Origin of the sequence: Streptomyces sp. NPDC088745 (assembly GCF_044751045.1) — a bacterium.
GTDB classification, from domain to species: domain Bacteria; phylum Actinomycetota; class Actinomycetes; order Streptomycetales; family Streptomycetaceae; genus Streptomyces; species Streptomyces cremeus.
On sequence record NZ_JBIVLB010000001.1, the window covers coordinates 743313 to 769249 of the forward strand.

Annotated in this window: 22 protein-coding genes and 2 tRNA genes; 11 read left to right on the top strand and 13 right to left on the bottom strand. The window is 69.4% G+C overall.

Annotated features, from left to right (window positions below; genetic code table 11):
* Positions 1-52 precede the first annotated feature (52 nt).
* Positions 53-580 carry a peptidylprolyl isomerase gene (locus ACIP93_RS03395; RefSeq protein ID WP_401755152.1) on the bottom strand — a complete coding sequence of 176 codons (528 nt, stop codon included), beginning with the start codon at positions 578-580 and terminating at the stop codon, positions 53-55.
* A gap of 342 nt (positions 581-922) precedes the next feature.
* Between ACIP93_RS03395 and ACIP93_RS03400 the strand changes: the two genes are divergently transcribed.
* On the top strand, positions 923-1633 hold the full coding sequence (locus ACIP93_RS03400; protein ID WP_401755155.1) for a DUF5324 family protein: 711 nt from the start codon (positions 923-925) through the stop codon (positions 1631-1633).
* An 827-nt stretch (positions 1634-2460) separates the two neighbouring features.
* On the opposite strand, the gene ACIP93_RS03405 is transcribed toward ACIP93_RS03400, so the two are convergent.
* Positions 2461-2533 (bottom strand) — tRNA-Ala (locus ACIP93_RS03405).
* A gap of 161 nt (positions 2534-2694) precedes the next feature.
* Here ACIP93_RS03405 and ACIP93_RS03410 point away from each other — a divergent pair.
* Complete coding sequence (locus ACIP93_RS03410; RefSeq protein WP_345220938.1) at positions 2695-3243, top strand: DNA-binding protein; 549 nt, start codon at positions 2695-2697, stop codon at positions 3241-3243.
* Between the two features lie 41 nt (positions 3244-3284).
* Positions 3285-4619 carry a protein kinase gene (locus ACIP93_RS03415; RefSeq protein ID WP_401755159.1) on the top strand — a complete coding sequence of 445 codons (1335 nt, stop codon included), beginning with the start codon at positions 3285-3287 and terminating at the stop codon, positions 4617-4619.
* Positions 4620-4674: 55 nt separating this feature from the next.
* On the opposite strand, the gene ACIP93_RS03420 is transcribed toward ACIP93_RS03415, so the two are convergent.
* The 11 genes from ACIP93_RS03420 to dnaA form a co-directional block, all read right to left on the bottom strand.
* Complete coding sequence (locus ACIP93_RS03420) at positions 4675-6048, bottom strand: hypothetical protein (protein WP_401755162.1); 1374 nt, start codon at positions 6046-6048, stop codon at positions 4675-4677.
* Positions 6049-6440: 392 nt separating this feature from the next.
* Complete coding sequence (locus ACIP93_RS03425) at positions 6441-6575, bottom strand: DLW-39 family protein (RefSeq protein ID WP_003958712.1); 135 nt, start codon at positions 6573-6575, stop codon at positions 6441-6443.
* A 160-nt stretch (positions 6576-6735) separates the two neighbouring features.
* Positions 6736-6809: transfer RNA gene (locus ACIP93_RS03430), tRNA-Ile, on the bottom strand.
* 84 nt (positions 6810-6893) lie between these two features.
* Positions 6894-7541: a DUF3566 domain-containing protein gene (locus ACIP93_RS03435; protein ID WP_345220932.1), complete on the bottom strand. Its 648-nt coding sequence runs from the start codon at positions 7539-7541 to the stop codon at positions 6894-6896.
* Between the two features lie 93 nt (positions 7542-7634).
* Positions 7635-10250: a DNA gyrase subunit A gene (gene gyrA, locus ACIP93_RS03440; protein WP_345220930.1), complete on the bottom strand. Its 2616-nt coding sequence runs from the start codon at positions 10248-10250 to the stop codon at positions 7635-7637.
* A gap of 42 nt (positions 10251-10292) precedes the next feature.
* Positions 10293-12398 (bottom strand): DNA topoisomerase (ATP-hydrolyzing) subunit B, encoded by a 2106-nt coding sequence (gene gyrB, locus ACIP93_RS03445; protein WP_345220928.1) that lies wholly within the window; start codon positions 12396-12398, stop codon positions 10293-10295.
* 352 nt (positions 12399-12750) lie between these two features.
* Entirely contained in the window at positions 12751-13284 is a 534-nt protein-coding gene (locus ACIP93_RS03450) for a DUF721 domain-containing protein (protein WP_401755167.1), read from the bottom strand.
* Positions 13281-14402, bottom strand: coding sequence for a DNA replication/repair protein RecF (recF, locus tag ACIP93_RS03455; protein ID WP_401755170.1), 1122 nt, complete (start codon positions 14400-14402; stop codon positions 13281-13283). The genes ACIP93_RS03450 and recF overlap by 4 nt, the downstream gene beginning before the upstream one ends.
* Positions 14403-14432: 30 nt before the next feature.
* Positions 14433-15314, bottom strand: a complete 882-nt coding sequence (gnd, locus tag ACIP93_RS03460) for a phosphogluconate dehydrogenase (NAD(+)-dependent, decarboxylating) (protein WP_345220922.1) — start codon at positions 15312-15314, stop codon at positions 14433-14435.
* Between the two features lie 132 nt (positions 15315-15446).
* Positions 15447-16577 carry a DNA polymerase III subunit beta gene (gene dnaN, locus ACIP93_RS03465; RefSeq protein ID WP_345220919.1) on the bottom strand — a complete coding sequence of 377 codons (1131 nt, stop codon included), beginning with the start codon at positions 16575-16577 and terminating at the stop codon, positions 15447-15449.
* A gap of 970 nt (positions 16578-17547) precedes the next feature.
* Complete coding sequence (gene dnaA / locus ACIP93_RS03470) at positions 17548-19407, bottom strand: chromosomal replication initiator protein DnaA (RefSeq protein WP_401755175.1); 1860 nt, start codon at positions 19405-19407, stop codon at positions 17548-17550.
* Positions 19408-19804: 397 nt separating this feature from the next.
* Here dnaA and rpmH point away from each other — a divergent pair, with 397 nt between their 5' ends.
* The 8 genes from rpmH to ACIP93_RS03510 all read left to right on the top strand — a co-directional run bounded on the left by rpmH (position 19805) and on the right by ACIP93_RS03510 (position 25769).
* Positions 19805-19942 (top strand): 50S ribosomal protein L34, encoded by a 138-nt coding sequence (rpmH, locus tag ACIP93_RS03475; protein ID WP_014137019.1) that lies wholly within the window; start codon positions 19805-19807, stop codon positions 19940-19942.
* Between the two features lie 18 nt (positions 19943-19960).
* Positions 19961-20362, top strand: coding sequence for a ribonuclease P protein component (gene rnpA, locus ACIP93_RS03480; protein ID WP_345220912.1), 402 nt, complete (start codon positions 19961-19963; stop codon positions 20360-20362).
* Positions 20359-20715 carry a membrane protein insertion efficiency factor YidD gene (gene yidD / locus ACIP93_RS03485; protein ID WP_345220909.1) on the top strand — a complete coding sequence of 119 codons (357 nt, stop codon included), beginning with the start codon at positions 20359-20361 and terminating at the stop codon, positions 20713-20715. Before rnpA ends, yidD begins: the two co-directional genes overlap by 4 nt.
* Positions 20716-20718: 3 nt before the next feature.
* Complete coding sequence (gene yidC, locus ACIP93_RS03490; RefSeq protein WP_401755180.1) at positions 20719-21981, top strand: membrane protein insertase YidC; 1263 nt, start codon at positions 20719-20721, stop codon at positions 21979-21981.
* Between the two features lie 14 nt (positions 21982-21995).
* Positions 21996-22514 (top strand): R3H domain-containing nucleic acid-binding protein, encoded by a 519-nt coding sequence (locus ACIP93_RS03495; protein ID WP_189822530.1) that lies wholly within the window; start codon positions 21996-21998, stop codon positions 22512-22514.
* Between the two features lie 107 nt (positions 22515-22621).
* A complete protein-coding gene (rsmG, locus tag ACIP93_RS03500; RefSeq protein WP_345220904.1) occupies positions 22622-23341 on the top strand; it encodes a 16S rRNA (guanine(527)-N(7))-methyltransferase RsmG in 720 nt (239 codons plus the stop codon).
* Between the two features lie 254 nt (positions 23342-23595).
* On the top strand, positions 23596-24672 hold the full coding sequence (locus ACIP93_RS03505) for a ParA family protein (RefSeq protein WP_401755185.1): 1077 nt from the start codon (positions 23596-23598) through the stop codon (positions 24670-24672).
* Complete coding sequence (locus tag ACIP93_RS03510; RefSeq protein ID WP_401755189.1) at positions 24669-25769, top strand: ParB/RepB/Spo0J family partition protein; 1101 nt, start codon at positions 24669-24671, stop codon at positions 25767-25769. Before ACIP93_RS03505 ends, ACIP93_RS03510 begins: the two co-directional genes overlap by 4 nt.
* Positions 25770-25937: the final 168 nt, after the last annotated feature.

A 25937-nucleotide genomic window follows, 5' to 3' on the forward strand; every position in this document is an offset into this window, starting at 1 on the left:
CCGTCCATTGTCACGACTGCGCGCGGTGCCCGGCCACGGTCCCGGCGGTCATTCAGCGCTTCTCCACCAGGACGGTCTCCACGACGACGTCCGTCACGGGCCGTTCGGTGCGCGGGTTGCGCTCGGCGCGGGCGATCGCGTCGACGACCCGCTTGCTCGCCTCGTCGGCGACCTCGCCGAAGATCGTGTGCTTCCGGTTGAGCATCACGGTCGGCTCGACGGTGATGAAGAACTGCGATCCGTTGGTGCCGGGCCCGGCGTTCGCCATGGCGAGCAGGTAGGGCCTGTCGAAGCTGAGCTCGGGGTGGAACTCGTCCGCGAACTCGTACCCCGGGCCGCCCATTCCGTTGCCCAGCGGATCGCCGCCCTGAATCATGAACCCGCTGATCACCCGGTGGAAGATCGTTCCGTCGTACAGCCGGTCGGTGGTCTTCTCACCGGTGCCGGGGTGCGTCCACTCGCGTTCGCCGCAGGCCAGCTCGACGAAGTTGCGGACCGTTCGGGGCGCGTGGTTCGGCAGCAGCCGGATGTCGATGTCGCCCTGGCTGGTCCTGAGAGTGGCGTAGAGCTGCTCGGCCACGGGTCTCCTCCGCTGAGTCCTGGTGGGCCCGCTGCGGTGCTTCAGCCGGGCGTGCGTCGATCCTCGCACGCCCCACCGCGTACGGGCCGGGTCCACCCCGTACCGACCGCTCGCCGACCGGCTTTCTTCGGACGAGTACCCCCGGAACCGGCGCGGGCGGCCGAGAAGCGTGGCATTGTCGTCGGCAGTTCCCCTTGAACCATATTTGCCCCACCGTCTCCGTTCATGACCGTTCATGACCCGGATGCCCTTCCGCACATGCCGGGATCGGCCGTGCCGGGCATGATTTCGATTCGGGTGGAAAGGCGCATCAACGAAGCGCCACCGAGGAGGAGGATTTCCGTGACCCGTAAGGACAGCGTGCGCCACGCGACCAGTACGGCGAAGGACAGCGTGCGACACGCCGCCGAAGTGGTGGCGCCCTACGCGGGCACGGCCAAGGACACGGCCGTGCACTACGCGCACGAAGCCCGCACCAAGCTCGCCCCACGGGTTTCGCAGGCCACCCAGCAGGCAGCCGAGCAGGCCCGCGCACAGTACGGGGCGCACCTCGCCCCCCGTATCGAGCAGGCCCGCACCCATGTGCCGGCCCGGGTGGACGAAGCGGCCCACAAGGCGGCCGTACGCACCAGGCAGGCAGCCAAGCAGGCGGCGGACTACGCGGCGCCCCGCGTCGAGCAGGCCGTCGCCGCCGCACAGCCGGTGCGCGACGAGGCCGCGGCCCGCAGCGCGGCCGCTCTCGCCGCACTGCGCGGCCAGGTCTCCGCGAAGGAGGTCCAGAAGCTCGTGCGCAAGCAGGAGCGCCGGGCCCGTTCGGGACGCCTCGCCAAGCGGCTGACGGTACTGGGCGTGCTGGCGGGCGGTGCTTTCGCCGCCTGGAAATGGTGGGACAAGCAGGCCAACCCGGACTGGCTGGTCGAGCCCCCGGCGGCCACCGAGGTGCACGACCGCACCCCGCTGACCTCTGTCGACAGCAACGGCAAGGCCGTTCTCGACCCCGAGGTCGAGGCCAAGCAGGCCGAGGCGGAGGCCGCGGACCCCAAGGACCGCTGACCTCCTCCCGCACCGAGAAGACCCTCTGTCCCGTGACGTCACGGGCCGGGGGGTCTTGCTTGTGGCCTCTGCGGACGGGGAAGCGGGGTCCGCTCAGGGGGCGACCGGCACGGGTCTGCGGTGTCGCGCAGGTCGGCGAAGGCGACGTGCCGGACGCGGTTGAAGGTGGCGAGGACCGCGAGGCGGGTCGAGTTCCAGGGCGGCGGCCAGCCCGCCGTGCAGGCCGATGAGCGTGGCCCGCACCCGGTGCGCCCGGTACTTCGCTCCGTACCGCTGGAAACGGGCCCCGCCCACGCCAGACCATTGGGCATTGCGATAGCGAATAGAGTTTCTCGGGGCTCGGGGTCTTCCCCTCCTTCAGCGCACGAAGGGACTGACCTGCCAGCAGTGGCGATCCCCAGGTGGTGACGAGCGGTACTCCGCCCGGCCGTTTGCACAAGCATTTCGTGCCGCGCGCGAAAGGTTCTATGTGAGGGCGTTGGCACCGTAGTCCGTGTTCGAGGGGACGCCGAGTACGACGACGACCACGCAGGCCGCTCCGGCTGCCTTCAGGGCGGCGGACGCGGACCCACCCGGCCAGAACTGGGAAAGGAGCAGCCCCGCTCGGCGATCTCCTGCCGCAGCCAGACCGCTGATCACGGTGACACCGCGCCCCGCGAGTCCGCCGACGCTTGCGCGCGCATGCGCGACACCCTCCCGCGTGGGCGCACGCACGCCCACCACAACGACCTCCAGCGCGTACCAGAGGCGTTGCACTCCGCCGAGCGACCCAGCCACGCGAAAACCCCACTGCCTGCGTTTCCGCAGTTCAGTGGGGTCTCGTCACGTGGAGCCTAGGAGATTCGAACTCCTGACATCTGCCTTGCAAAGGCAGCGCTCTACCAACTGAGCTAAGGCCCCGAAAAGGGATGCCGCGAACGCGCTGCACAGCGCGCGTCCACCGACGCACACCAGAGTAGCGGGTGACCCCCGCAATCCTGCAAACAGATTGGGACTCCCCGTCGGTGACCACTCTCCGTAAGATGCACCGCGAGGTTCGCAGCAGCGAAGGGGAGACGCAGATGGACGCAGCACAACAGGAAGCCTCGGCGCGGGCCAGAGAGCTTCAGCGCAGTTGGTACGGGGAGCCGTTGGGGGCGCTCTTCCGCCGGCTCATCGACGACCTGGGACTCAACCAGGCCCGGCTCGCGGCCGTGCTCGGCCTCTCCGCGCCCATGCTCTCCCAGCTCATGAGCGGCCAGCGCGCCAAGATCGGCAACCCCGCGGTGGTCCAGCGCGTCCAGGCCCTCCAGGAACTCGCCTCCCTGGTGGCCGACGGCAGCGTCAGCGCGGGGGAGGCCACGGACCGGATGGAAGAGATCAAGAAGTCCCAGGGCGGCTCCGTCCTGAGCACCACCAGCCAGTCCACGCCCAGCTCCGGTGCGCCCACCGTGCGCCGCGTGGTGCGCGAGATCCAGTCGCTGCTGCGCTCGGTGGCCGGGGCGGGCGACATCATCAACGCGGCGGACTCCCTCGCCGCCGACCACCCCGAGCTCGCCGAGTTCCTGCGGGTGTACGGCGCCGGGCGCACCGCCGAGGCCATCGCGCACTACGAGGCACACCAGAGCTGACGCGTCACCAGAACTACTGCGGACGGGGGCGGGCGGGGGCCATGGGCGAGATCTTCGCGAACCGGTACGAACTGATCGACCCGATCGGACGCGGCGGGTCGGGAGCGGTGTGGCGCTCCTGGGACCACCGCCGCCACCGTTACGTCGCGGCGAAGGTGCTCCAGCAGCGCGACGCCCACGCGCTGCTGCGCTTCGTCCGCGAGCAGGCCCTGCGCATCGACCATCCGCACGTCCTGGCGCCTGCCAGTTGGGCGGCGGACGACGATCAGGTCCTGTTCACGATGGACCTGGTGAACGGCGGCTCGCTCGCCCACCTCATCGGGGACTACGGCCCGCTCCCGCCCCGCTTCGTGTGCACCCTCCTCGACCAGTTGCTGTCCGGCCTCACCGCCCTCCACGCCGAGGAGGTCGTGCACCGGGACATCAAGCCCGCGAACATCCTCCTGGAGGCGACCGGCACGGGCCGGCCGCACCTGCGGCTCTCGGACTTCGGCATCGCCATCCGCAAGGGCGACGCCCGTCTGACCCAGACCGACTACGTCATCGGCACCCCGGGCTACCTCGCCCCCGAGCAGCTCCGGGGCTGCGAACCCGACTACCCCGCCGACCTCTACGCGGTCGGACTGGTCGGGCTCTACCTGCTCCAGGGCCGCAAGCCCGAGCCCGGAGAGCTCGCCGAGCGCTTCGCCCACGGCACCCCCGCCGCCCCCGAGGGGATTCCCGAGCCCCTGTGGCAGGTCGTCGCCGGACTGCTCAGGCCCGATCCGCAGGCACGGTTCCGTACCGCCATCGGCGCCCGCAAGGCGCTCGCGGCGGCCATGGAGCTGATCCCGGAGGACGACACGGGGCAGGACCCGGTGGAGGTCTTCGACCAGTTGGGCCCGCTGCCGCCGGGCTTCGGCCCCTCGGGCCCACAGCACCCCGGTCCGTCCAAGGCGCGTCAATCCTCCAGCCTCCCGGACCCGCGCTCCCGGACGTCGGCCCCGCAGGGCCGCCCGACACCCGCCGTGCCGGCTTCGGTGCCCCGCGCGGCGGCCGCACCGCAGTACGCCGTACCGGTGCCCGATCCGGCCCCGACCTCGACCCCGCCCCCGGACCGGGCCCGTACTTCCGCGTCCACCCCGACGCCGGCCCCCTCCCCGGCTCCCATACCCGCCCCGCACCCCGCGCCGCCCACACCGACCCCCGTGTCATCGACCGGCAGCTACCGCCTCGCTCCCCCGCCGCCGCAGCCCGCGCCCGCCGCCTTCCCACCGCCCGGAACGCCCCGGCCGTCCCCGAAGCGCACCGGGCCGCCCCCGAAGGTGACGGTCCCGGTCCTGCTGCTCGCGCTGGTCTGCTTCGCCGTGGGCATCTGGGCCCTGACCCAGACCTGATGCGGAGCAGCCGTCCGCACATGCGACCGGCATCGCTGAACTGCCCGCCCCCCTCCTACCGGCCTGGGGGCGCCCCGTACCCGGACCCCATGGACCCCGGACCGGCCGCCCCCGCTCCCGCCCTCCGTCTGGCCAGCAAGGTCCACACCCCCAGACCCAGGACCAGCACGCTCCCGGTGCCGATACCGACCGCCGCGACGACCCGCATCACCCCGCTCCGCCCGTCCTGCCCGCCCGGCCGCGCCTTGTCCACTGCCTGGGGACCCTTCCCGGGGAGGCCGAACTCCCGGGAGGCCGCCGCGTACGCCGGGCCGGCCTTCCGGCTGCCCTGCACCGCGACCCGGAGCGTCACCCCGTACGCCCCGTCGCCGAAAACGGTGCCCACCTCGGGGCTTAGGGTGACCCGCAGGTAGTACCAGCCCGCCAGCCGCATGCCGCCGACGCGGTCGGAGGAGTCGAAGCGGTTCTCGTACGCCACGGGCGGCAGCGGATCCAATGACACCGTCTTGAGCTCGCCGTCGTACAGCATCGAGTGGTGGCCCGCCACGAACGTCCGCGCGGGATTGTGCAGTGAGAACGCCAGCGCTCCGCCCACGATCCCCTTCCGGCCTCCCTCGGCGTTGTGCAGGCCGACGTCCGCGTGGATCTGCTGCCCCCAGTCGACGGGCACCCGGTAGAAGAGCGTCTGCCCGGGGGTGATCTCGTCGCGCCACTCCCCGCCGGCCAACGTCGAGGCGTCGTTGAAGCCGGTGCCGCCGTGCCGCTTGCGCGCACCACCCGTCGGCGGTCCGGGCGACGCGCTGGGCCAGCTCCGCGGCGCCTCGGTCGGACCGGCCTTCTTCAGCCCCGGCTCGGCCTGGTGCCGGATCTCCAGTTCCCAGGCCTCCCGCGAGGACGAGGCCCTGGTGGTGCGCTGCACCAGGACGTAGTAGACGCCCGCCGTCCCGCACCTGCGCGCGTCCGGCTCGATCAGCCGGGCGGCGGTGGCGCTCAGCGGACGCGGGTACGTCGCCGATCCGAAGTTCCTGGTCTGGCCCTGGTCACAGGGGTGGCTGCTCGCGTCGAGCACCGACACCTTGAGCCCGTCGGCGTAGTGGACGTCCGCGCCGGGCTTCGGCACCCCGACGGCCGAGACATGCGCGTTCGTCCTCGCGTCGAGATCCAGCCGGTAGTACCGCTTCTCGTCCGGCCCGATGCTGTCCCGGTACGTGTGCCCGGCCACCAGCGGGGGAGCGTCGGCCGTGCTCGACGTGGCCCGGACCCGCTCCGCTCCTTCAGCGAAGACATAGGGAACGGGCGCGGCCGCCGCGAAGGTCTGTCCCGGCAGGCCGACGGCCGCGCAGAGCACCGCCGCCATCCCTCCGACGAGTACCCGCAACCGTCCGCGCCCCGAAGCCGGCCACCGCTCCCCGCCGTGCTGCCTTCTCACCACGCCGCCCCTCGCCCTCTCCGGACGGCCGCCAGCCGCCGCGACGATCCCAACGGACTCCGTGGGGCTCATCCTGCCCGGCCACACCAGCAGTGTCCGCTCATACGACCGATTACCGGCCCTGGAAGCCCCTCTGCGGGCCTGGGAAGTGACGGCCCGCCAGGAACCCTTCCCCGCCTTGCGCATCGCCCACAGCCCGTTCCACCGCTTTTCGGCCGACCGGGCCGCACAGCCGAGACCAGGCGCGCGTTTCACGTGAAACACCGACCCATGTTTCACGTGAAACATCGACCACGCACCACCCAAAGGCCCGGGGGCCACCCAAAGGCCCGGACAGCACAAAACCCCGGCCGCTCGAAGCGGCCGGGGTCTTGCGTGGTGACTACTGGGGCTCACACACCCGAACCTGCGGGCACGGAGTCAGTCGCCTCTGTCCACAGATCCTGCTCGGCGCGATCCGCCTGGATCTGGCGGTACACGAGGAGCCCGCCAATGGCGGCCAGTGCGACCAGGAGAAGCTTCTTCACCGCGCTACCTCGTCTTTCCTTGACGTAGGAGACCTCTTGGCGGCCGACTATACACACCGGCCGATACCGATCGGTGACCTACCGGGGGGGTTCAAGTACCGGATACACAAAACCGGTTGGCCCGGACGAGAATTACCTCGTCCGGGCCAACCGGCATCTGTGGGGCTAACAGGATTTGAACCTGTGGCCTCATCCTTATCAGGGATGCGCTCTAACCAACTGAGCTATAGCCCCGCCGCGCTCGCGCGCTGACTCCTGAAGATTAGCGCACGTGGGGCGCAGTCCCAAAATCGGTTCTCCGCCCCCCGCCACCAGTGCCTACTCGTCCTCGGCGAGCGTGAGCTCCACACCGCCCACGAAACCGGCCGACAGGTTGTAGATGAAGGCCCCCAGCGTCGCCAGGGCCGTCATCAGCACGACGTCGATCACGGCGATCACCGAGGTGAAGATCAGCACCCGCGGCAGCGACAGGAACGACTGGAGGTCGAACCCGCTGCTCTCGCCGGAACCGGCCGTCGAGCTGGTCGCCTCGCTGATCGTGCCGCCGACAGTCGCGAAGACGCCCATGGCGTCCATGACCATCCACAGCACGGCCGCCGCGATCACCGTGCAGACGCCCAGCGCGATCGACAGCAGGAAGCTCACCTTCATCACCGACCACGGGTCGGCCTTCGCCACCCGCAGCCGCGCCTTGCGCGTACGGGGCGTGGTCCGCGCACCCGTACGGGGCCGGCGCACGGCCCCCGTCTGACCGCCCTGCGTGCCGCCACCGCCCGCAGGAGGACGCTGACCGCCCTGGGTGGCCTCGCCGCCCTGCTGGCCGCCCTGCGGCGCCGGGTACGCCTGCGGCGGGTTGTACGGCTGGGACCCCGGCCCCTGAGCCGGCTGCTCCCGCTCGCCGGGCAGCGGTCCGGCCGCGTACCCCTCATAACCCTGCTGGGGCTGCGGCCCCCGGGTGTCCGTCACAGTTCCCCCCTGGGAGTCCGCGGCAGAGCCACGGGCACCGGGTGCTGCAGGTGCGGAAGTTTTTCCTCCGGTGCCCGTGGCTCCACTCACGACCTACTCCTCGTGCTCCCCTGCCGAAGGCTCGGCGCCCTCGGCGACTTCGGTCGCGGCCGTGGCGGTGACCGCACCGTCCGCGTCGATCTCGGAGCCGTCGGCTCCGTCGACCTCTTCGGCCTCACGGCCGGCCTCGGCGTTGCGGGCGATGCCGACGACGGCGTCCCGCTTGCCCAGGTTGATCAGTTGGACGCCCATGGTGTCACGGCCCGTCTCCCTGACTTCGTTGACTCGCGTGCGAATCACACCACCGCCGAGGGTGATGGCGAGGATCTCGTCCGTCTCCTCGACCACCAGCGCGCCCACGAGCGAGCCCCGGTCCTCCACGATCTTGGCTGCCTTGATGCCGAGACCGCCGCGGCCCTGGACGCGGTACTCGTCGACGGGAGTGCGCTTGGCGTACCCGCCGTCGGTTGCGGTGAAGACGAACGTACCGGGCCTGACCACATTCATCGAGAGCAGTTCGTCGCCCTCGCGGAAGCTCATGCCCTTCACACCGGACGTCGCTCGGCCCATCGGGCGCAGCGCGTCGTCCGTCGCGGTGAACCGGATCGACTGCGCCTTCCTGCTGACCAGCAGCAGGTCGTCCTCGGCCGACACCAGTTCGGCGCCGATCAGCTCGTCGTCGCTGCCGTCCGCGGTCTCCCGCAGGTTGATCGCGATGACACCACCCGAACGGGGTGAGTCGTAGTCCTTGAGCGACGTCTTCTTCACCAGGCCGCCCTTGGTGGCCAGGATCAGGTACGGCGCCGCGTCGTAGTCCCGGATCGCCAGGATCTGCGCGATCTTCTCGTCCGGCTGGAACGCGAGGAGGTTCGCCACGTGCTGGCCGCGCGCGTCCCTTCCGGCGTCGGGGAGCTCGTACGCCTTCGCCCGGTAGACCCGGCCCTTGTTCGTGAAGAACAGCAGCCAGTGGTGGGTGGTGGACACGAAGAAGTGGTCGACGATGTCGTCCTGCTTCAGCTTCGTGCCGCGGACGCCCTTGCCGCCGCGCTTCTGCGAGCGGTAGTCCTCGGTCTTCGTGCGCTTCACGTAGCCACCGTTGGTGATGGTGACGACGATGTCCTCCTCGGCGATCAGGTCCTCGATGGACATGTCGCCGTCGAAGGGCACCAGCTGGGAGCGCCGGTCGTCGCCGAACTTGTCGACGATGACGGCCAGTTCCTCGCTGACGATCGCGCGCTGGCGCTGCGGGGAGGCCAGGATCTCGTTGTACTCGTTGATCTTGGCCTGCAGCTCGTCGTGCTCCGCGACGATCTTCTGCCGCTCCAGGGCGGCCAGCCGGCGCAGCTGCATCTCCAGGATCGCGTTCGCCTGGATCTCGTCGATGGAGAGCAGGCCCATCAGGCCCTCACGGGCGATCTCGACCGTGTTCGAGCGGCGGATCAGCGCGATGACCTCGTCGATCGAGTCCAGCGCCTTAAGCAGGCCGCGCAGGATGTGCGCCCGCTCCTCCGCCTTGCGCAGGCGGAACTTCGTACGCCGGACGATGACCTCGATCTGGTGCGTCACCCAGTGGCGGATGAACGCGTCCAGCGACAGGGTGCGCGGCACACCGTCGACGAGCGCCAGCATGTTGGCGCCGAAGTTCGACTGCAGGTCGGTGTGCTTGTAGAGGTTGTTCAGCACGACCTTGGCGACCGCGTCGCGCTTGAGCACGATGACCAGGCGCTGGCCGGTGCGCGAGGAGGTCTCGTCGCGCACGTCGGCGATGCCGCCGACCTTGCCGTCCTTCACCAGGTCGGCGATCTTCTGCGCCAGGTTGTCCGGGTTCGTCTGGTACGGGAGTTCCGTGACGACCAGGCACTGACGGTTCTGGATCTCCTCGACGGCCACCACGGCGCGCATCGTGATCGAGCCGCGGCCCGTCCGGTACGCCTCCTCGATGCCCTTGCGGCCCACCACCAGGGCGCCGGTCGGAAAGTCGGGGCCCTTGATGCGCTCCATGAGGGCGTCCAGGAGTTCCTCCTGCGAGGCCTCCGGGTTCTCCAGGCACCACTGGGCGCCGGCGGCGACCTCGCGCAGGTTGTGCGGCGGGATGTTCGTGGCCATGCCGACCGCGATGCCGGCGGAGCCGTTGACCAGCAGGTTCGGGAAACGCGACGGCAGGACCGTCGGCTCCTGGTTGCGGCCGTCGTAGTTGGCCGTGAAGTCGACGGTCTCCTCGTCGATGTCGCGGACCATCTCCATGGAGAGGTTCGCCATCTTGCACTCGGTGTAGCGCATGGCGGCCGCCGGGTCGTTGCCCGGGGAGCCGAAGTTGCCGTTGGAGGCCACCAGCGGCATCCGCATCGACCACGGCTGCGCCAGCCGCACCAGGGCGTCGTAGATCGAGGAGTCGCCGTGCGGGTGGTACGTGCCCATGACGTCACCGACGACGCGGGCGCACTTGTAGAAGCCCTTCTCGGGCCGGTAGCCGCCGTCGTACATCGCGTACAGCACACGGCGGTGCACGGGCTTCAGGCCGTCCCGCACGTCGGGCAGCGCCCGCGCCACGATGACGGACATCGCGTAGTCGAGGTACGACCGCTGCATCTCGGTCTCGAGCCCGACGGGCTCGATCCGTACGGTCTGATCCTCGGGAACAGGGGTGACAGGGGTGTTCTCGTCGGCCATTGCTGGTCAAAATCCTTTCGAAGCGGTCAGCGACGGACCGACTCAGATGTCGAGGAAGCGAACGTCCTTGGCGTTGCGCTGGATGAACGAGCGCCGCGCCTCGACGTCCTCACCCATCAGCACCGAGAACAGGTCGTCGGCCTGCGCCGCGTCGTCCAGGGTGACCTGGCCGAGCACACGGTGGTCGACGTCCATCGTGGTGATGCGCAGTTCCTCGGCATCCATCTCGCCGAGACCCTTGAAGCGCTGGAGGTCGCCCTCCTTGATGCGCTTGCCCTGCTGCTCGCCCGCCTCGCGGAGCGCGTCGCGCTCACGGTCGGAGTAGGCGTACTCGACGTGGTCGCGGCTCCACTTGAGCTTGTACAGCGGCGGACGCGACAGGTACACGTGCCCCGCCTCGACCAGCGGCCGCATGAAGCGGAACAGGAACGTCAGCAGCAGCGTGTTGATGTGCTGACCGTCGACGTCGGCGTCCGCCATCAGGATGATCTTGTGATAGCGGAGCTTCTCGATGTCGAAGTCCTCGTGCACACCGGTGCCGAAGGCGCTGATCAGCGCCTGGACCTCGGTGTTCTGCAGGATCTTGTCGATGCGCGCCTTCTCGACGTTCAGGATCTTGCCTCGGATCGGCAGGATGGCCTGGTACATCGGGTTGCGGCCGGACTTCGCCGAGCCGCCGGCGGAGTCGCCCTCGACGATGAAGATCTCGCACTTCGTCGGGTCGTTGGACTGGCAGTCGCTGAGCTTGCCCGGCAGCGACGCCGACTCCAGCAGCCCCTTGCGGCGGGTCAGGTCGCGCGCCTTGCGGGCGGCGACACGGGCCGTCGCGGCCTGGATCGCCTTGCGGACGATGTCCGCGGCCTCGTTCGGGTTGCGGTCGAACCAGTCGTTGAGGTGCTCGTGCACGACCTTCTGCACGAAGGTCTTGGCCTCGGTGTTGCCCAGCTTGGTCTTGGTCTGGCCCTCGAACTGCGGCTCGCCCAGCTTCACCGAGATGATCGCGGTCAGACCCTCGCGGATGTCCTCGCCCGCCAGGTTGTCGTCCTTCTCGCGCAGGAACTTCTTCTCCCGCGCATACCGGTTGACCAGACCCGTCAGCGCCGCACGGAAGCCCTCCTCGTGCGTACCGCCCTCGTGCGTGTGGATCGTGTTCGCGAACGAGTACACGCCCTCGGTGTACTGCGAGTTCCACTGCATCGCGATCTCGACCGAGAGCATCCGCTCCCGGTCCTCCGCCTCGACGTCGATGACGGTCGGGTGGATGAGCTCGCCCTTGCGCGAGTTCAGGTACTTCACGAAGTCGACGATGCCGCCTTCGTAGTGGTACGTGACCGTGCGGACCTGCTCGTCGTCGACGGTCTCCGGGGTGTCCGCACCGGCGACGGCCTTCGCGGACTCCCGCTCGTCGGTGAGCTTGATGGTCAGTCCCTTGTTCAGGAACGCCATCTCCTGGAAACGCCGCGACAGCGTCTCGAAGGAGTACTCGGTGGTCTCGAAGATGTCCGGGTCGGCCCAGAACGTGACCGAGGTGCCGGTCTCCGTGGTGGCCTCGTGACGCTCCAGCGGCGCGGTCGGGGCGCCCGCCTTGTACTCCTGCGTCCAGCGGTAGCCGTCCGTGCGGATCTCGACGGCCAGCTTGTACGACAGGGCGTTGACGACGGAGACGCCGACGCCGTGCAGGCCGCCGGAGACCGCGTAGCCGCCGCCGCCGAACTTGCCGCCCGCGTGCAGCACGGTGAGCACGACCTCGACGGCCGGCTTCTTCTCCACCGGGTGAATGCCCACCGGGATGCCTCGGCCGTTGTCGATGACGCGCACGGCGCCGTCGGCCAGGATCGTGACGTCGATGGAGTCCGCGTGCCCGGCCAGGGCCTCGTCGACGGAGTTGTCGACGACCTCCTGCACCATGTGGTGCAGGCCACGCTCACCGGTTGAGCCGATGTACATGCCGGGGCGCTTGCGGACCGCGTCCAGGCCCTCGAGGACTGTGATCGCGCTGGCGTCGTACGACGAGGTGACCTCGGAGTTGGTGCCTCCCGAAGGAGTCACCTTCGCGGGGGTGACCTCGGCGTCCTCGCCTGCGGTGGACGGACTGATCTCGTTGGGGTTGCCGGAATCGGCCACGAAGCGCCCTTTCTGGCACAGCACAGGCCCATCCCCTGCCGTCGGCTGGGGGAATCCCCATCCCCAGGCAGGCAGGAGCGGCTGCGTCGTTCTGTGTGAGTCGACGTGCCTCGCGAAACAAGCGAGGACTAGCCACCAGTCTACCGGTAGCGCAGACATGAATGGGGGTTTGCCGGTACCTGAGTCCGCATGTGCCGCCCGGAACCGGGGCTGCCCGACTCCCCATATCCGGAGAGGGGCTCCAGGCGGCTCCAGAGGGCGTCCAGCGCTTCGGGCTGTCAACCACCCATCACCGTGAGGGACGCCTCACTCCCGCTATCCGGTTTCACGTGAAACATCCGCGTCATGTTTCACGTGAAACATGGACGCATCGGCTCTAGCCGTACGTGTCCCCGGGCCCCGTGCTGCCCGGTGCGCGGAGCGGCCCGTACCGGCGCTGGGGCGCGTTCGGCCCCTGGAGCACGATCCGGCGCACGGTGTCCCGGCCCAGCTCCCCGTTCAAGCGGCGCAGCAGGTCGGGGACCATCCACTTCAGCTGGGTCGCCCACGCCGTCGAGTCGCACCGCACCACCAGGACCCGCTCGTCCTCGTCGTACTTCAGCGGCTCCGAGTGCTGCGCGTTCTCGGGGCCCACGATGTCCTTCCAGCGCCCCATCACCCCGCTGACCGCGATCGGCATCTCCCAGCCGCGCTCAGTCTTCAGCCGGTCCAGCGCCACCCCCAGCTTCAAGGGGTCCCGGCCGTCAGCTCCCGCACCCGACCGGATGCTGCCGCCCCGTCGTACCGTCTTCTTCTGCTGGGCCATCGCCCCGCGCGCCCTCGCCTGCTCCTTGGCCGCCGCCAGGGCCTGCCGGGCGAGGTCCACCCCCGAGGACTCCGGAGGCGCGGGCTTCTTCTTCTCGTCACTCACAGCCGGGTCACCTCGCCGTCGGCCACCGCGTGCCGGACCCCCGAGAGCACACCCGGAACGTCGTCGTCCACGGCCGCCGTCACCAGCACCTGCTCACCGGGGGCCACCAGCTCCGCCAGCCGCTCCCGCCGCCGCACGTCCAGCTCGGCGAAGACGTCGTCCAGGACGAGCACGGGCTCGTTGCCCTCGGCGCGCAGCAGGTCGTACGAGGCGAGTCGCAGCGCCAGCGCGTACGACCAGGACTCCCCGTGACTCGCGTAGCCCTTGGCGGGCAGTTGCCCCAGCTTGAGCAGGAGGTCGTCCCGGTGCGGGCCGACCAGGGTCACCCCCCGCTCGATCTCCTGCTTGCGCGCCTCGGCGAGTGCCGTGAGCAGCAGGCCGTAGAGCTCCTCGCGGGTCTGTCCCTGGCCGGGCGCCGAGCTGCGGTACTCCAGCAGCAGCGGGCCGCCGCCGGGGGCGAGTTGCTCGTACGCCTTGTCGGCCAGCGGCTGGAGCGTGGCGACCAGGTCGAGGCGCTGGGCGAGCAGCTCGGCGCCGGCCTTGGCCAAGTGCTGGTCCCACACGTCGATGGTGGACATGTCCATGGACCGGCCGCCGTGCCGCCGTGCCATCGCCGCCGACTTGAGGAGGGTGTTGCGCTGCCTGAGGACGCGTTCGTAGTCGGAGCGCACCCCGGCCATGCGCGGGGAACGCGCGGTGACCAGCTCGTCCAGGAATTTCCGGCGCTCGCCGGGGTCGCCCTTCACCAGGGCCAGGTCCTCGGGCGCGAACAGCACCGTTCGTACGATGCCCAGCACGTCCCGGGGCCTGACCTGCGAGGACCTGTTGATGCGGGCCCGGTTGGCCCGGCCGGGATTCAGCTCCAGCTCGACCAGCTGCGAGCGCTCGCCCTGGGTGACGGCGGCCCGGATCACGGCGCGCTCGGCGCCCATCCGCACCAGGGGCGCGTCCGAGGAGACCCGGTGGCTGCCGAGGGTGGCCAGGTAGCCGATCGCCTCGACGAGATTGGTCTTGCCCTGCCCGTTCGCCCCCACGAAAGCGGTGACGCCCGGGTCGAGAGGAACTTCGACCCGGGCGTACGAGCGGAAGTCGGCCAGCGACAGATGCGTGACGTGCATGGTGGTGCGCCGACCTTCCCCCGACCGCGCTTACTTCTTGTTGGACTCGACCGCGTGGCCGCCGAACTGGTTGCGCAGCGCGGCGATCATCTTCATCTGCGGGGAGTCGTCCTGACGCGAGGCGAAGCGTGCGAACAGGGAGGCGGTGATCGCGGGCAGCGGCACGGCGTTGTCGATGGCGGCCTCGACGGTCCAGCGGCCCTCGCCGGAGTCGGCGGCGTAGCCGCGCAGGCCCTCCAGGTGCTCGTCGTCGTCGAGCGCGTTGACCGCGAGGTCCAGCAGCCAGGAACGGATGACCGTGCCCTCCTGCCAGGAGCGGAAGACCTCGCGCACGTCGGTGACGGAGTCGACCTTCTCCAGCAGCTCCCAGCCCTCGGCGTAGGCCTGCATCATGGCGTACTCGATGCCGTTGTGGACCATCTTCGCGAAGTGGCCGGCACCGACCTTGCCCGCGTGCACCGAGCCGAAGTCACCCTCGGGCTTGAGGGCGTCGAAGACCGGCTGGACCTTCGCGACGTCGTCGGCGTCGCCGCCGTACATCAGCGCGTAGCCGTTCTCCAGGCCCCAGACGCCGCCGGAGACGCCGCAGTCGACGAAGCCGATGCCCTTGGCCTTCAGCTCCTCGGCGTGCTTCTCGTCGTCCGTCCAGCGCGAGTTCCCGCCGTCGACGACGACGTCGCCGGGGGAGAGCAGCTCGCCCAGGGCGTCGATCGTCGACTGGGTGGCGTCACCCGCGGGGACCATGACCCACACGACGCGCGGGCCCTTGAGCTTGCCCACAAGCTCTTCCAGGCTGTGGACGTCCGCGACGTCCGCGTTGCGGTCGTAACCGATGACGGTGTGGCCTGCGCGGCGGATGCGCTCGCGCATGTTGCCGCCCATCTTGCCGAGGCCGACGAGACCGAGCTCCATCAGAAGATTCCTTTAGCTTCGAGGCGATTCGTACCCGGGTCCGAGCCTACGCCCGGCGTGTGCGGATGGCCCGAGGGGCACGTGAGGCCCGGCGCCACCTGGGCTCCGGGCCTGCACGGCACTGCTGAGCGGTCAGCCGGACAGGCGCACCGGCATGATCAGGTACTTGTACGCGTCGTCCGCCTCGGCGTCCGCGGCCGGGCGGCCGCTGAGCAGCGCCGGCTTGGTGGACGTGGTGAACGAGAGCTGGGCGACGGGGGAGTCGATCGCGCTCAGGCCGTCCAGCAGGAACGTCGGGTTGAAGGCGATCGAGATGTCGTCGCCGTCGAGGTTGGCGTCGACGCGCTCCACAGCCTGTGCGTCGTCGCTGGAGCCCGCTTCGAGGATCAGGACGCCCTGCTCGAAGGTCAGCCGGACCGGAGTGTTGCGCTCGGCGACCAGCGCGACGCGCTTGACGGCCTCGACGAACGAGGCGGTCTCGATGACGGCCACCGAGTTGAACTCGGTCGGGAACAGCGTCCGGTACTTCGGCAGGTCGCCTTCGAGCAGTCGGGTCGTCGTACGCCGGCCGGCGCCCTCGAAGCCGATCAGGCCCTCACCGGCACCGGAGCCGGACAGCGCGATCGTGACCGTGTCTCCGCTGGTCAGGGACTTGGCGGTGTCCAGGAGCGTCTTGGCGGGCACCAGGGCGACCGCGGAGGCCTCCGGGTCCTCCGGCTTCCACAGGAACTCGCGGACCGCGAAGCGGTAGCGGTCGGTGGAGGCCAGCGTGACCGTGTCGCCCTCGATCTCGATGCGCACGCCGGTCAGCACGGGCAGCGTGTCGTCGCGGCCGGCGGCGATGGCCACCTGGGCGGCGGCGGAGGCGAAGACCTCACCGGGGACGGTGCCCGTGGCGGTCGGCATCTGCGGCAGCGCCGGGTACTCCTCCACAGGGAGGGTGTGGAGGGTGAACCGCGAGGAGCCGCAGGCCACGGTCGCCCGTACACCGTCTGTGGAAATCTCCACCGGGCGGTTGGGGAGGGCCCGGCAGATGTCGGCGAGCAGACGTCCCGACACCAGGACGGTGCCGTCCTCCTCGATCTCGGCGTCGACCGACACCCGGGCCGAGACCTCGTAGTCGAAGCCGGAGAGGCTCAGCGCGCCCTCCTCGGCCTTCAGCAGAAGGCCCGCGAGGACGGGCACCGGCGGACGGGCCGGGAGGCTGCGGGCCGTCCAGGCCACCGCCTCCGCGAGTACATCGCGCTCCACCCGGATCTTCACCGGAACCGCCTCCTGCTGTTGCTGGCTCGCCCTGCTGGCTTTCGTCGTCTGGATCGGTGTCCCCCTGCCGTCGGCGGGGGAGGTTCACCGGGGACCAGTCTGACGCACGCCACCGACACTCGGTGCTGCCGCCGGTCAAGTCGGGCCGGGAGCGGCCTGGAGGGTCCGGGCCGAGTTGTACACAGGGCCTTCTTCTTTGCGGATTCCGGGCTCTCTCTGAGTGGGAGTAGTAGTAGGGCCTGTGGAAACCGTGGATAACCCCGTTTCCGCAGCTCAGACCTACTTTTTTGTCCACTGCCCCTGTGGGTGGCGCCCGTGGACAACTCGCCTGTTCTGTGGACGGCGCGAAGTTCTGCACACCCGATGCACAGGCAGGGGCCACTTCCCCACAGCTGCGTCCCCAGCTTTACCCACGTTCCCCACAGCCCAATCGGCCTCCTTGGTGTGACGCCTTTCACTCGACCCGGTGAAAAGGGGTGTCGCGTTGCCGAACAGTGGACAGCGGTGTGGAGAAGTTGGGGACAAGGCGGCTCAGCCTGTGGGCCGCCCGTGGACAACCTCGCTGGGCCCCTGTGGAGGAAAACTTTGTCCACAGCCTGTGGATTATTGTTTGCCACAATTCCACAAGCACCTGACCTGGGGTGATGAAGTCTCAGTAACCGCCCCTGTGGACACAATCTGGACAACTCCACAGTCCCCAGGGTGTGGACGGAACATCGTCCCAGGATCTGTGGAAAACTCCAGCCCAACGGCCCGAATTCGAACAGCGCGGACTGCTGAAGACTCGTCAACAGCCTTGGGAAAACCTCGCGAAGTCCCGGAAACGGGTCCTGCGACCGCCCGGACGCACCGTCGACGGCCGTCCGGAGAACGCTTCTGGGGCAACCCGCGGGCCGCTCCCGGCGCAGACAGAAGGGCGCCCGGGGACCCGTGGCCCCCGGGCGCCCCCGGTGTCGTAACAGCGGCTGCGTCAGCCGTTCTTGATGCGGTTGGTGAGCTCCGTGACCTGGTTGTAGATCGAGCGGCGCTCCGCCATCAGGGCCCGGATCTTGCGGTCCGCGTGCATCACCGTCGTGTGGTCCCGGCCCCCGAACTGCGCGCCGATCTTCGGCAGCGACAGATCGGTGAGCTCACGGCACAGGTACATCGCGATCTGCCGGGCCGTCACCAGCACGCGGCTGCGCGAGGATCCGCACAGGTCGTCCACCGTCAGCCCGAAGTAGTCCGCGGTCGCCGACATGATGGCCGGCGCCGTGATCTCCGGGGAGGCGTCCTCGCCGCCGGGAATGAGGTCCTTCAGCACCTGCTCGGTGAGGCCGAGGTCCACCGGCTGCCGGTTCAGGCTCGCGAAGGCCGTGACCCGGATCAGCGCCCCCTCCAGCTCGCGGATGTTGCGCGAGATGCGGGAGGCGATGAACTCCAGCACTTCCGGCGGGGCGTTGAGCTGCTCCTGCACCGCCTTCTTGCGCAGGATCGCGATCCGCGTCTCCAGCTCCGGCGGCTGCACATCGGTCGTCAGGCCCCACTCGAAGCGGTTGCGCAGCCGGTCCTCCAGCGTCACCAGCTGCTTGGGCGGCCGGTCGGAGGACAGCACGATCTGCTTGTTCGCGTTGTGCAGGGTGTTGAAGGTGTGGAAGAACTCCTCCTGCGTCGACTCCTTGCTCGCCAGGAACTGGATGTCGTCGACGAGCAGGATGTCCACGTCGCGGTAGCGCTTGCGGAACGCGTCGCCCTTGCCGTCACGGATGGAGTTGATGAACTCGTTGGTGAACTCCTCCGAGCTCACATACCGCACCCGCGTGCCCGGATAGAGGCTGCGCGCGTAGTGACCGATCGCGTGCAGCAGGTGCGTCTTGCCGAGGCCGGACTCCCCGTAGATGAAGAGGGGGTTGTACGCCTTGGCGGGCGCCTCGGCGACGGCGACCGCGGCCGCGTGGGCGAACCGGTTCGAGGAGCCGATGACGAAGGTGTCGAAGAGGTACTTCGGGTTCAGGCGCGCGTGCGGCTCGCCGGGCCCGGGGGCCGGCGCGGGCTGCGCGGCCAGCGGACCGGGCGCCCCGCCGGAGGCCGGGAGCGACGGGCCGCCGCCGTGCCGCGGGCCCTGGTCCTGGCGGTCCTGCCGGTCCTGGCGCTCCACCCGCTCCTGCCGCTGCTGCTCGTACGACGGCGACTGGTCGTAGGACTGGCGGTCGGGAAGCTGCGAGCGGTAGTCGTGCTGCGGGGGCCGGGAGTAGGGGTCGCGCTCCGGGAAACCGCCGAGCCGGGGCTGCTGCCAGCCGCCGTGGTCCTCCGCCGCGCCGGGCCAGGTGCCGGGCGCGGGCCGCGACTGCTGGCGGTACTCGGGGTAGGCGGGCCGGGCGACGGGCAGGCCGTCGTCGGTCGAGCGGTGGCTGTAGGAGTCGTACGCGTCACGGTCCTCGCGGCTGTCGCGGAGGTCATGCTGCTGCTCGTCGTGCTGGCCGCGCTGGCCGGGCGGGCTGTGCTGCCCCGGCTGGCGCTGCGCCGGGTAGGAGGACGACGGGCGGGACTGCTGCCGTACGGGGACGGGCGTCTCGCCGACCGAGTCGTCGACCGTGATGGCGATCCGGATCGGCCGGCCGCACTCGTGGCTCAGGGCCTCGCTGATGAGCGGCGCGAGACGGCCTTCCAGGACCTGCTTGCTGTACTCGTTCGGCACGGCGAGCAGAGCGGTGTCGGCGACCAGCGCGAGCGGCTGGCAGCGCTCGATCCACTGTTTGTCCTTGGCCTCGACCCCCTGCTGTTCCTCTCCGAGCAGGTGCTCCAGCACGCGCGGCCACACTGCGGCAAGATCGGCAGGTACGTCAGCCACAGGGCACGCTCTCTCACAGGTCCCACGAAGGTGTGGTTCTCAAGGGACGGGACGGGAAGGACAGGCCGGCCGGGCAGGGACACGGGGTCCGCTTGTCGACGAATGCCTGAATCCTGGTTGTCCCACGGTAGTCGCGGCAGCTCACACGGTTCAAGTTGTTGTCCACAGGCTGTGCACAGTCGGCCCCCGACAAGCCCCGGTTTGACCGGATGGCGTAGCCGCGCGTACCGTAACCAGGTCGAGTTGTCGATGGCTGCTGCCGCCTGCCTCCGATGGGCAAAGATCATGGTCAATGATCGTGAAGCGGTGCACTGAGAGCGTTGCGAGCTTCCTCGTGGGCGCACGGTGACAGCCAGGCGATGTCCCGCCACCCCCGATTCATTTCTGGAGCCCCCGAGTGAGCAAGCGCACCTTCCAGCCGAACAACCGTCGTCGTGCCAAGACCCACGGCTTCCGTCTGCGCATGCGTACCCGCGCCGGCCGCGCCATCCTGGCGAACCGCCGTGCCAAGGGCCGCACTGAGCTGTCCGCCTGATCCCGTACGGGTCATGACGTGCTGCCTACCGAGAATCGGCTGAGGCGGCGCGAGGACTTCGCAACCGCAGTACGGCGAGGGCGCCGCGCAGGCCGCCCGCTTCTCGTCGTCCATCTACGCAGTAGCGGTGCAACGGACCCGCACGCGGCAGGGGAGAGCACTCCCCCGACGCGTGCGGGTTTCGTCGTGAGCAAGGCCGTTGGTGTTGCTGTCGTACGCAATGCGGTGAAGCGGAGACTGCGCCACCTCATGCGCGACAGGATCGCCGAGCTGCCCCCCGGTAGCCTGGTAGTCGTACGGGCGCTGCCCGGAGCGGGCGGTGCCGACCACGCACAGCTGGCCCGAGACCTGGACGCCGCACTGCAGCGGCTGCTGGGCGGGGCTCCCCATACCGAAGGTCAGGGGAGAGGCACGCGATGAAGTACCCACTACTGGCCCTCATCAAGCTGTACCAGTGGACCATCAGCCCGCTGCTGGGGCCGGTCTGCAGGTACTACCCGTCGTGTTCCCACTACGGATTCACGGCCATCGACCGGCACGGCGCGGTGAAGGGCACTGCCCTCACCGCCTGGCGCATCCTGCGGTGCAATCCGTGGTCGCCCGGCGGTGTGGATCACGTGCCGGCACGCACGCGCCGTCGTTGGCACGAAGCGCTGCGCGACGCGTGGCGCGGAAGCAAGGGCGAGAAGTCCGCCGTCGGCGTGTCTTCTCCGGGATCCGACCAGAACCCGAGCCCGGCCGCAGAGACCTCGCCCAATGCTCAAGGAGCTTGATTAGTGGACACGATTGCCAGTCTGTTCAGCTTCATCACCTGGCCCGTTTCCTGGGTCATCGTCCAGTTCCACAAGGTGTACGGGTTCCTCTTCGGACCCGACACGGGGTGGGCCTGGGGCCTGTCCATCGTGTCCCTCGTGGTGCTCATCCGCATCTGCCTGATCCCGCTCTTCGTGAAGCAGATCAAGTCGACGCGGAACATGCAGGTGCTCCAGCCGAAGATGAAGGCGATCCAGGAGCGCTACAAGAGCGACAAGCAGCGTCAGTCCGAAGAGATGATGAAGCTGTACAAGGAGACGGGCACCAACCCGCTCTCCTCGTGTCTTCCCATCCTGGCGCAGTCCCCGTTCTTCTTCGCCCTCTACCACGTGCTCTCCAGCATCGCCGACGGCAAGAAGATCGGCGTCATCAACGACCAGCTGCTGGAGAGCGCCCGTCAGGCGCACATCTTCGGCGCTCCGCTGGCCGCGAAGTTCACGGACAGCGCCGACAAGATCGCCGGCCTGGAAGCCTCGGCGACCTCGGTGAAGATCGTCACCGCCGTCATGATCGTGATGATGTCGGCCTCGCAGTTCTTCACCCAGAAGCAGCTCATGACGAAGAACGTCGACCTCACGGTCAAGACGCCGTTCATGCAGCAGCAGAAGATGATGATGTACATCTTCCCGGTGATGTTCATGGTGATGGGCATCAACTTCCCCGTCGGTGTCCTCGTCTACTGGCTGACCACCAACGTGTGGACCATGGGCCAGCAGATGTACGTCATCAACCAGAACCCGACGCCGGGCAGCAAGGCCCAGGACTCCTACCTGCAGCGGCTGCTGAAGTCCACGGTGGACTCGGGCCAGGTCAAGGCCAAGCGCAAGCGCAACGTCGTCAAGGTCATCGTCGCCAAGGGCCCCGACCGCAACGACGTCGAGCGCAAGTTCATCACCGGGCTCGCCAAGGCCGGCTTCGTCGCCGAGGCGGACGGCACGGTCTCCAGGAGCACCACCGCCCTCGCCGAGGCGGAGGGCGGCGCGACGGCCGCCAAGCGGCAGCAGCCCAAGCGGCAGACCAAGGCCAAGCGCCAGGCGGCCACCGCCGCGCCGGGCGCGGCCGCACGGGCCGCCGAGGACTCCGGCTCCAAGACCTCCTTGGAGAAGAAGGACGCGCCGCAGGACGCCAAGACCGCCGCGGCCGACAAGCCCGCAGGTTCCGCACGCCAAGCCAAGACCGGGCAGCGCAAGGGCCCGCAGCGGCCCAAGCACCCGTCCAAGAAGTAAGAAGGAGTCCTCCCGTGACGGACGGCACCACCACTTCCTCCGCGCCCGCCGAGGGCACCGACACCCTGACGCGTCTGGAGCAGGAGGGCGAAATCGCGGCCGACTACCTCGAGGGTCTGCTCGACATCGCCGACCTGGACGGCGACATCGACATGGACGTCGAGGCCGACCGGGCCGCTGTCTCGATCATCAGCGACTCCAACGGCCGCGACCTGCAGAAGCTCGTGGGCCGTGACGGCGAGGTGCTCGAAGCGCTTCAGGAGCTGACCCGGCTCGCCGTGCACCGGGAGACCGGCGACCGCAGCCGCCTGATGCTGGACATCGCGGGTTTCCGTGCCAAGAAGCGCGAGGAGCTCGCGGAGATCGGCGCCAAGGCGGCGGACGAGGCGAAGACCTCGGGCGCACCCGTGAAGCTGGACCCGATGACGCCGTTCGAGCGCAAGGTCGTGCACGACGCGGTCGCCGCAGCGGGCCTGCGCAGCGAGTCCGAGGGCGAGGAGCCCCAGCGCTTCGTCGTCGTTCTCCCGGCCTGACCGGACACGTGCTTTCTCGGCCCCGTCTGTTCTGTTCGCAGGCGGGGCCGAACTTTTGTCAGCCTGATAGTTCAGCCACCACAGTGCGGTACGGAAGGACGGTCCCCGTGACGGAGGCAGCAGCGGAGCTTCCCCAGGCGCCCGAAGAGGCCAAGGCGGTATTCGGTGAGTACTTCCCGCAGGCCGTTCGGTACGCCGAGCTGCTCGCGGACGCGGGGGTCGAACGCGGTCTGATCGGCCCGCGAGAAGTGCCGCGCCTGTGGGAGCGGCACCTGTTGAACTGCGCTGTCCTCTCGGAGGTCGTGCCGCAGAACACCACGGTCTGCGATGTCGGCTCGGGTGCCGGTCTGCCCGGCATCCCGCTGGCCCTGGCCCGTCCGGACCTGAAGATCACTCTTCTGGAGCCCCTGCTGCGCCGCACGAACTTCCTCCAGGAAGCCGTCGAGCTGCTGGGGCTGGACCATGTCACCGTCGTACGGGGCCGTGCCGAAGAGGTCATGGGCAAGGTCGAGCCCGTTCACGTGGTGACCGCGCGTGCGGTGGCGCCGCTGGACCGGCTGGCCGGCTGGGGCGTTCCCCTGCTGCGTCCGTACGGGGAGATGCTCGCCCTCAAGGGGGACACCGCCGAGGAGGAACTCAAGGGGGCGCGGGCCGCGCTCGGCAAGCTGGGCGTGGTCAAGACCGAGGTGCTCCAGGTCGGCGCCGGTGTGGTGGACCCCTTGTCCACGGTCGTACGGGTCGAGGTCGGTGAGAGCCCGGGCGGCGTGCGGTTCGCGGCGAAGCGGGCCAAGGCCGCGCGGACCGGCAGGGCGCGTCGCCGCCGCTGAACGGCGGAAATTCACCCCGATGCTCCATCCAGGGGCCCGCACCTGTGCGGCGCGGAGTGTCGGGGTCTTCCGCTGAGACCCTGCGGTCCATCGTGTTTCACGTGAAACATCGCTCGTTGCTGCAAGGAATCATCAGCCGGGGCCATGGCGCTACCGCTCCGCGCGAATCGAGACCCGAAAGGGTCACGGGGTTGTCCACAAGAGCGGGTTCTTCCACAGGGGGACGGGCCTCACTGGTTCATGACCCCCTAAGCGTGACAGGCTCTGAGCACTACGAGCCTGAAGTCGAGGAGAGTGAATCCTTGCGGTCCGACGCCAACATCGCGGGACCGATGACCGATCCGGTCCCCGGCCCCCGTTCCGAAGCGGCAGGCGCCGATGTTTCACGTGAAACATCGTCCCTGCCGGACGACGCCCCCGTGGGGCGTGCTGCCCAGATGGCGGTGGATGCCCTCGGCCGTACCGGCGAGGGCCTTCCGAAGCCCGAGCAGACACGCGTGATGGTGGTCGCCAACCAGAAGGGCGGAGTGGGGAAGACCACGTCCACGGTCAATCTCGCCGCCTCGCTCGCACTGCACGGTGCACGGGTCCTGGTGATCGACCTCGATCCGCAGGGCAACGCCTCCACGGCACTGGGAATCGACCATCACGCCGAAGTCCCCTCCATCTACGACGTGCTGATCGACAGCAAGCCGCTGTCGGACGTGGTCCAGCCCGTCCGGGATGTTGAAGGGCTCTTCTGCGCCCCCGCCACCATCGATCTCGCCGGTGCGGAGATCGAGTTGGTGTCCCTGGTGGCACGTGAGAGCAGGCTCCAGCGGGCCATCCAGGCCTATGAACAGCCGCTGGACTACGTCCTTATCGACTGTCCGCCGTCCCTGGGGCTGCTGACGGTCAACGCGATGGTGGCCGGCCAGGAAGTGCTGATCCCCATTCAGTGCGAGTACTACGCGCTGGAAGGGCTCGGCCAGCTCCTGCGGAACGTGGAACTGGTGCGCGGGCATCTCAACCCTGAGCTCCATGTCTCCACGATCCTGCTGACCATGTACGACGGCCGGACCAGGCTCGCCTCGCAGGTGGCGGAGGAAGTGCGCAGTCACTTCGCCAAGGAAGTGCTCAAGACCAGCATCCCGAGGTCCGTCCGGATCTCGGAGGCTCCCAGCTATGGGCAGACCGTGCTCACCTACGATCCGAGCTCCAGCGGCTCGCTGTCGTACCTCGAGGCGGCGCGGGAGATCGCGTTGCGGGGGGCCGGAGTCTTTTATGACGCGCAGCACGCCCATGCTGTCGACCAGAACAATCAGCACGGTGTGGCGGAGGGTGTCCAATGAGCGAGCGACGTAGAGGACTGGGGCGCGGGCTCCAGGCGCTGATTCCGAATGCTTCCCGGGAACCGCAGGCTCCTGGGGCCGGCACGGCGACCGCGGAACGCGGGGTGGCCGCAGCCAAGGTGACCGCATTGCGGGAGAGCGATGTTTCACGTGAAACATCGCCGCTGCCGCCCCGCTCTCCGGGGACACCGGCGGCCCCGGAGCAGGAGGCCGAGACGGCGGCTCTGCAGGTGCCCGTAGGCGCGTTCTTCGCCGAGCTTCCGCTGGACGCGATCACGCCGAACCCCCAGCAGCCGCGTCGGGTGTTCGACGAGGACGCGCTGGCCGAGCTCATCACCTCCATCAAGGAGGTGGGACTCCTCCAGCCGATCGTCGTACGGCGGGTGGGCCCGGAGAGCTTCCAGCTCATCATGGGTGAGCGGCGTCTGCGGGCCGGCCGGGAAGCCGGTCTGGAGCGCATTCCGGCAATCATCCGGGCCACGGAGGACGACAAGCTCCTCCTCGACGCCCTTCTGGAGAACCTCCATCGGGCTCAGTTGAACCCGGTGGAGGAGGCCCTGGCGTACGACCAGCTGCTCAAGGACTTCGGCTGCACGCACGACCAGTTGGCCGACCGGATCGGGCGTTCGCGTCCGCAGGTCTCCAACACGCTGCGCCTGCTGAAGCTGCCGATGGCCGTGCAGAAGCGGGTGTCGGCGGGGGTGCTCTCCGGCGGCCACGCGCGGGCGCTCCTCGGCCTTGAGGACTCCGAAGCGCAGGAGCACCTCGCGAAGCGCATCGTCCAGGAGGGTCTCTCGGTCCGTACGACCGAGGAGATCGTCAAGATGATGGAGTCCGAGCCGACGAAGCCGGTCAAGCCGAAGGGCCCCCGGGCCGGTGCCCGGATGGCTCCCGCTCTGTCGGACCTGGCCTCGCGGCTGTCCGACCGCTTCGAGACCCGGGTGAAGGTCGACCTGGGACAGAAGAAGGGCAAGATCACCGTCGAGTTCGCCTCGGTGGAGGATCTGGAGCGCATCCTCGGCACGCTCGCCCCCGGCGAGGGACGCGTTCTGGAGAAGAGCCTGAGCGAGCAGGACGGGCAGAACCAGGAGAGCTGACCTCCCGAGGCGTCTGTGCAGGGCGGGGGGGGGGGGGGGGGGGGGGGGGCCCCCCCCCCCCCGGGGGGGGGGGGGGGGGCCCCCCCCCCCCCCCCCCCCCCCCCGCCCCTCGCCGCCCGCTCAGAGCTGGGTGACCTCCAGCTCCCCGTCCGCGTAGCTCTTGCGGAT

Coding starts and splice junctions, on each gene's coding strand:
- ACIP93_RS03410 (WP_345220938.1), top strand. CDS start 2,695: ATGGACGCAGCACAACAGGAAGCCTCGGCGCGGGCCAGAGAGCTTCAG.
- ACIP93_RS03415 (WP_401755159.1), top strand. CDS start 3,285: ATGGGCGAGATCTTCGCGAACCGGTACGAACTGATCGACCCGATCGGA.
- gyrA (WP_345220930.1), bottom strand. CDS start 10,250: ATGGCCGACGAGAACACCCCTGTCACCCCTGTTCCCGAGGATCAGACC.
- recF (WP_401755170.1), bottom strand. CDS start 14,402: ATGCACGTCACGCATCTGTCGCTGGCCGACTTCCGCTCGTACGCCCGG.
- gnd (WP_345220922.1), bottom strand. CDS start 15,314: ATGGAGCTCGGTCTCGTCGGCCTCGGCAAGATGGGCGGCAACATGCGC.
- yidD (WP_345220909.1), top strand. CDS start 20,359: ATGAAGTACCCACTACTGGCCCTCATCAAGCTGTACCAGTGGACCATC.
- ACIP93_RS03510 (WP_401755189.1), top strand. CDS start 24,669: ATGAGCGAGCGACGTAGAGGACTGGGGCGCGGGCTCCAGGCGCTGATT.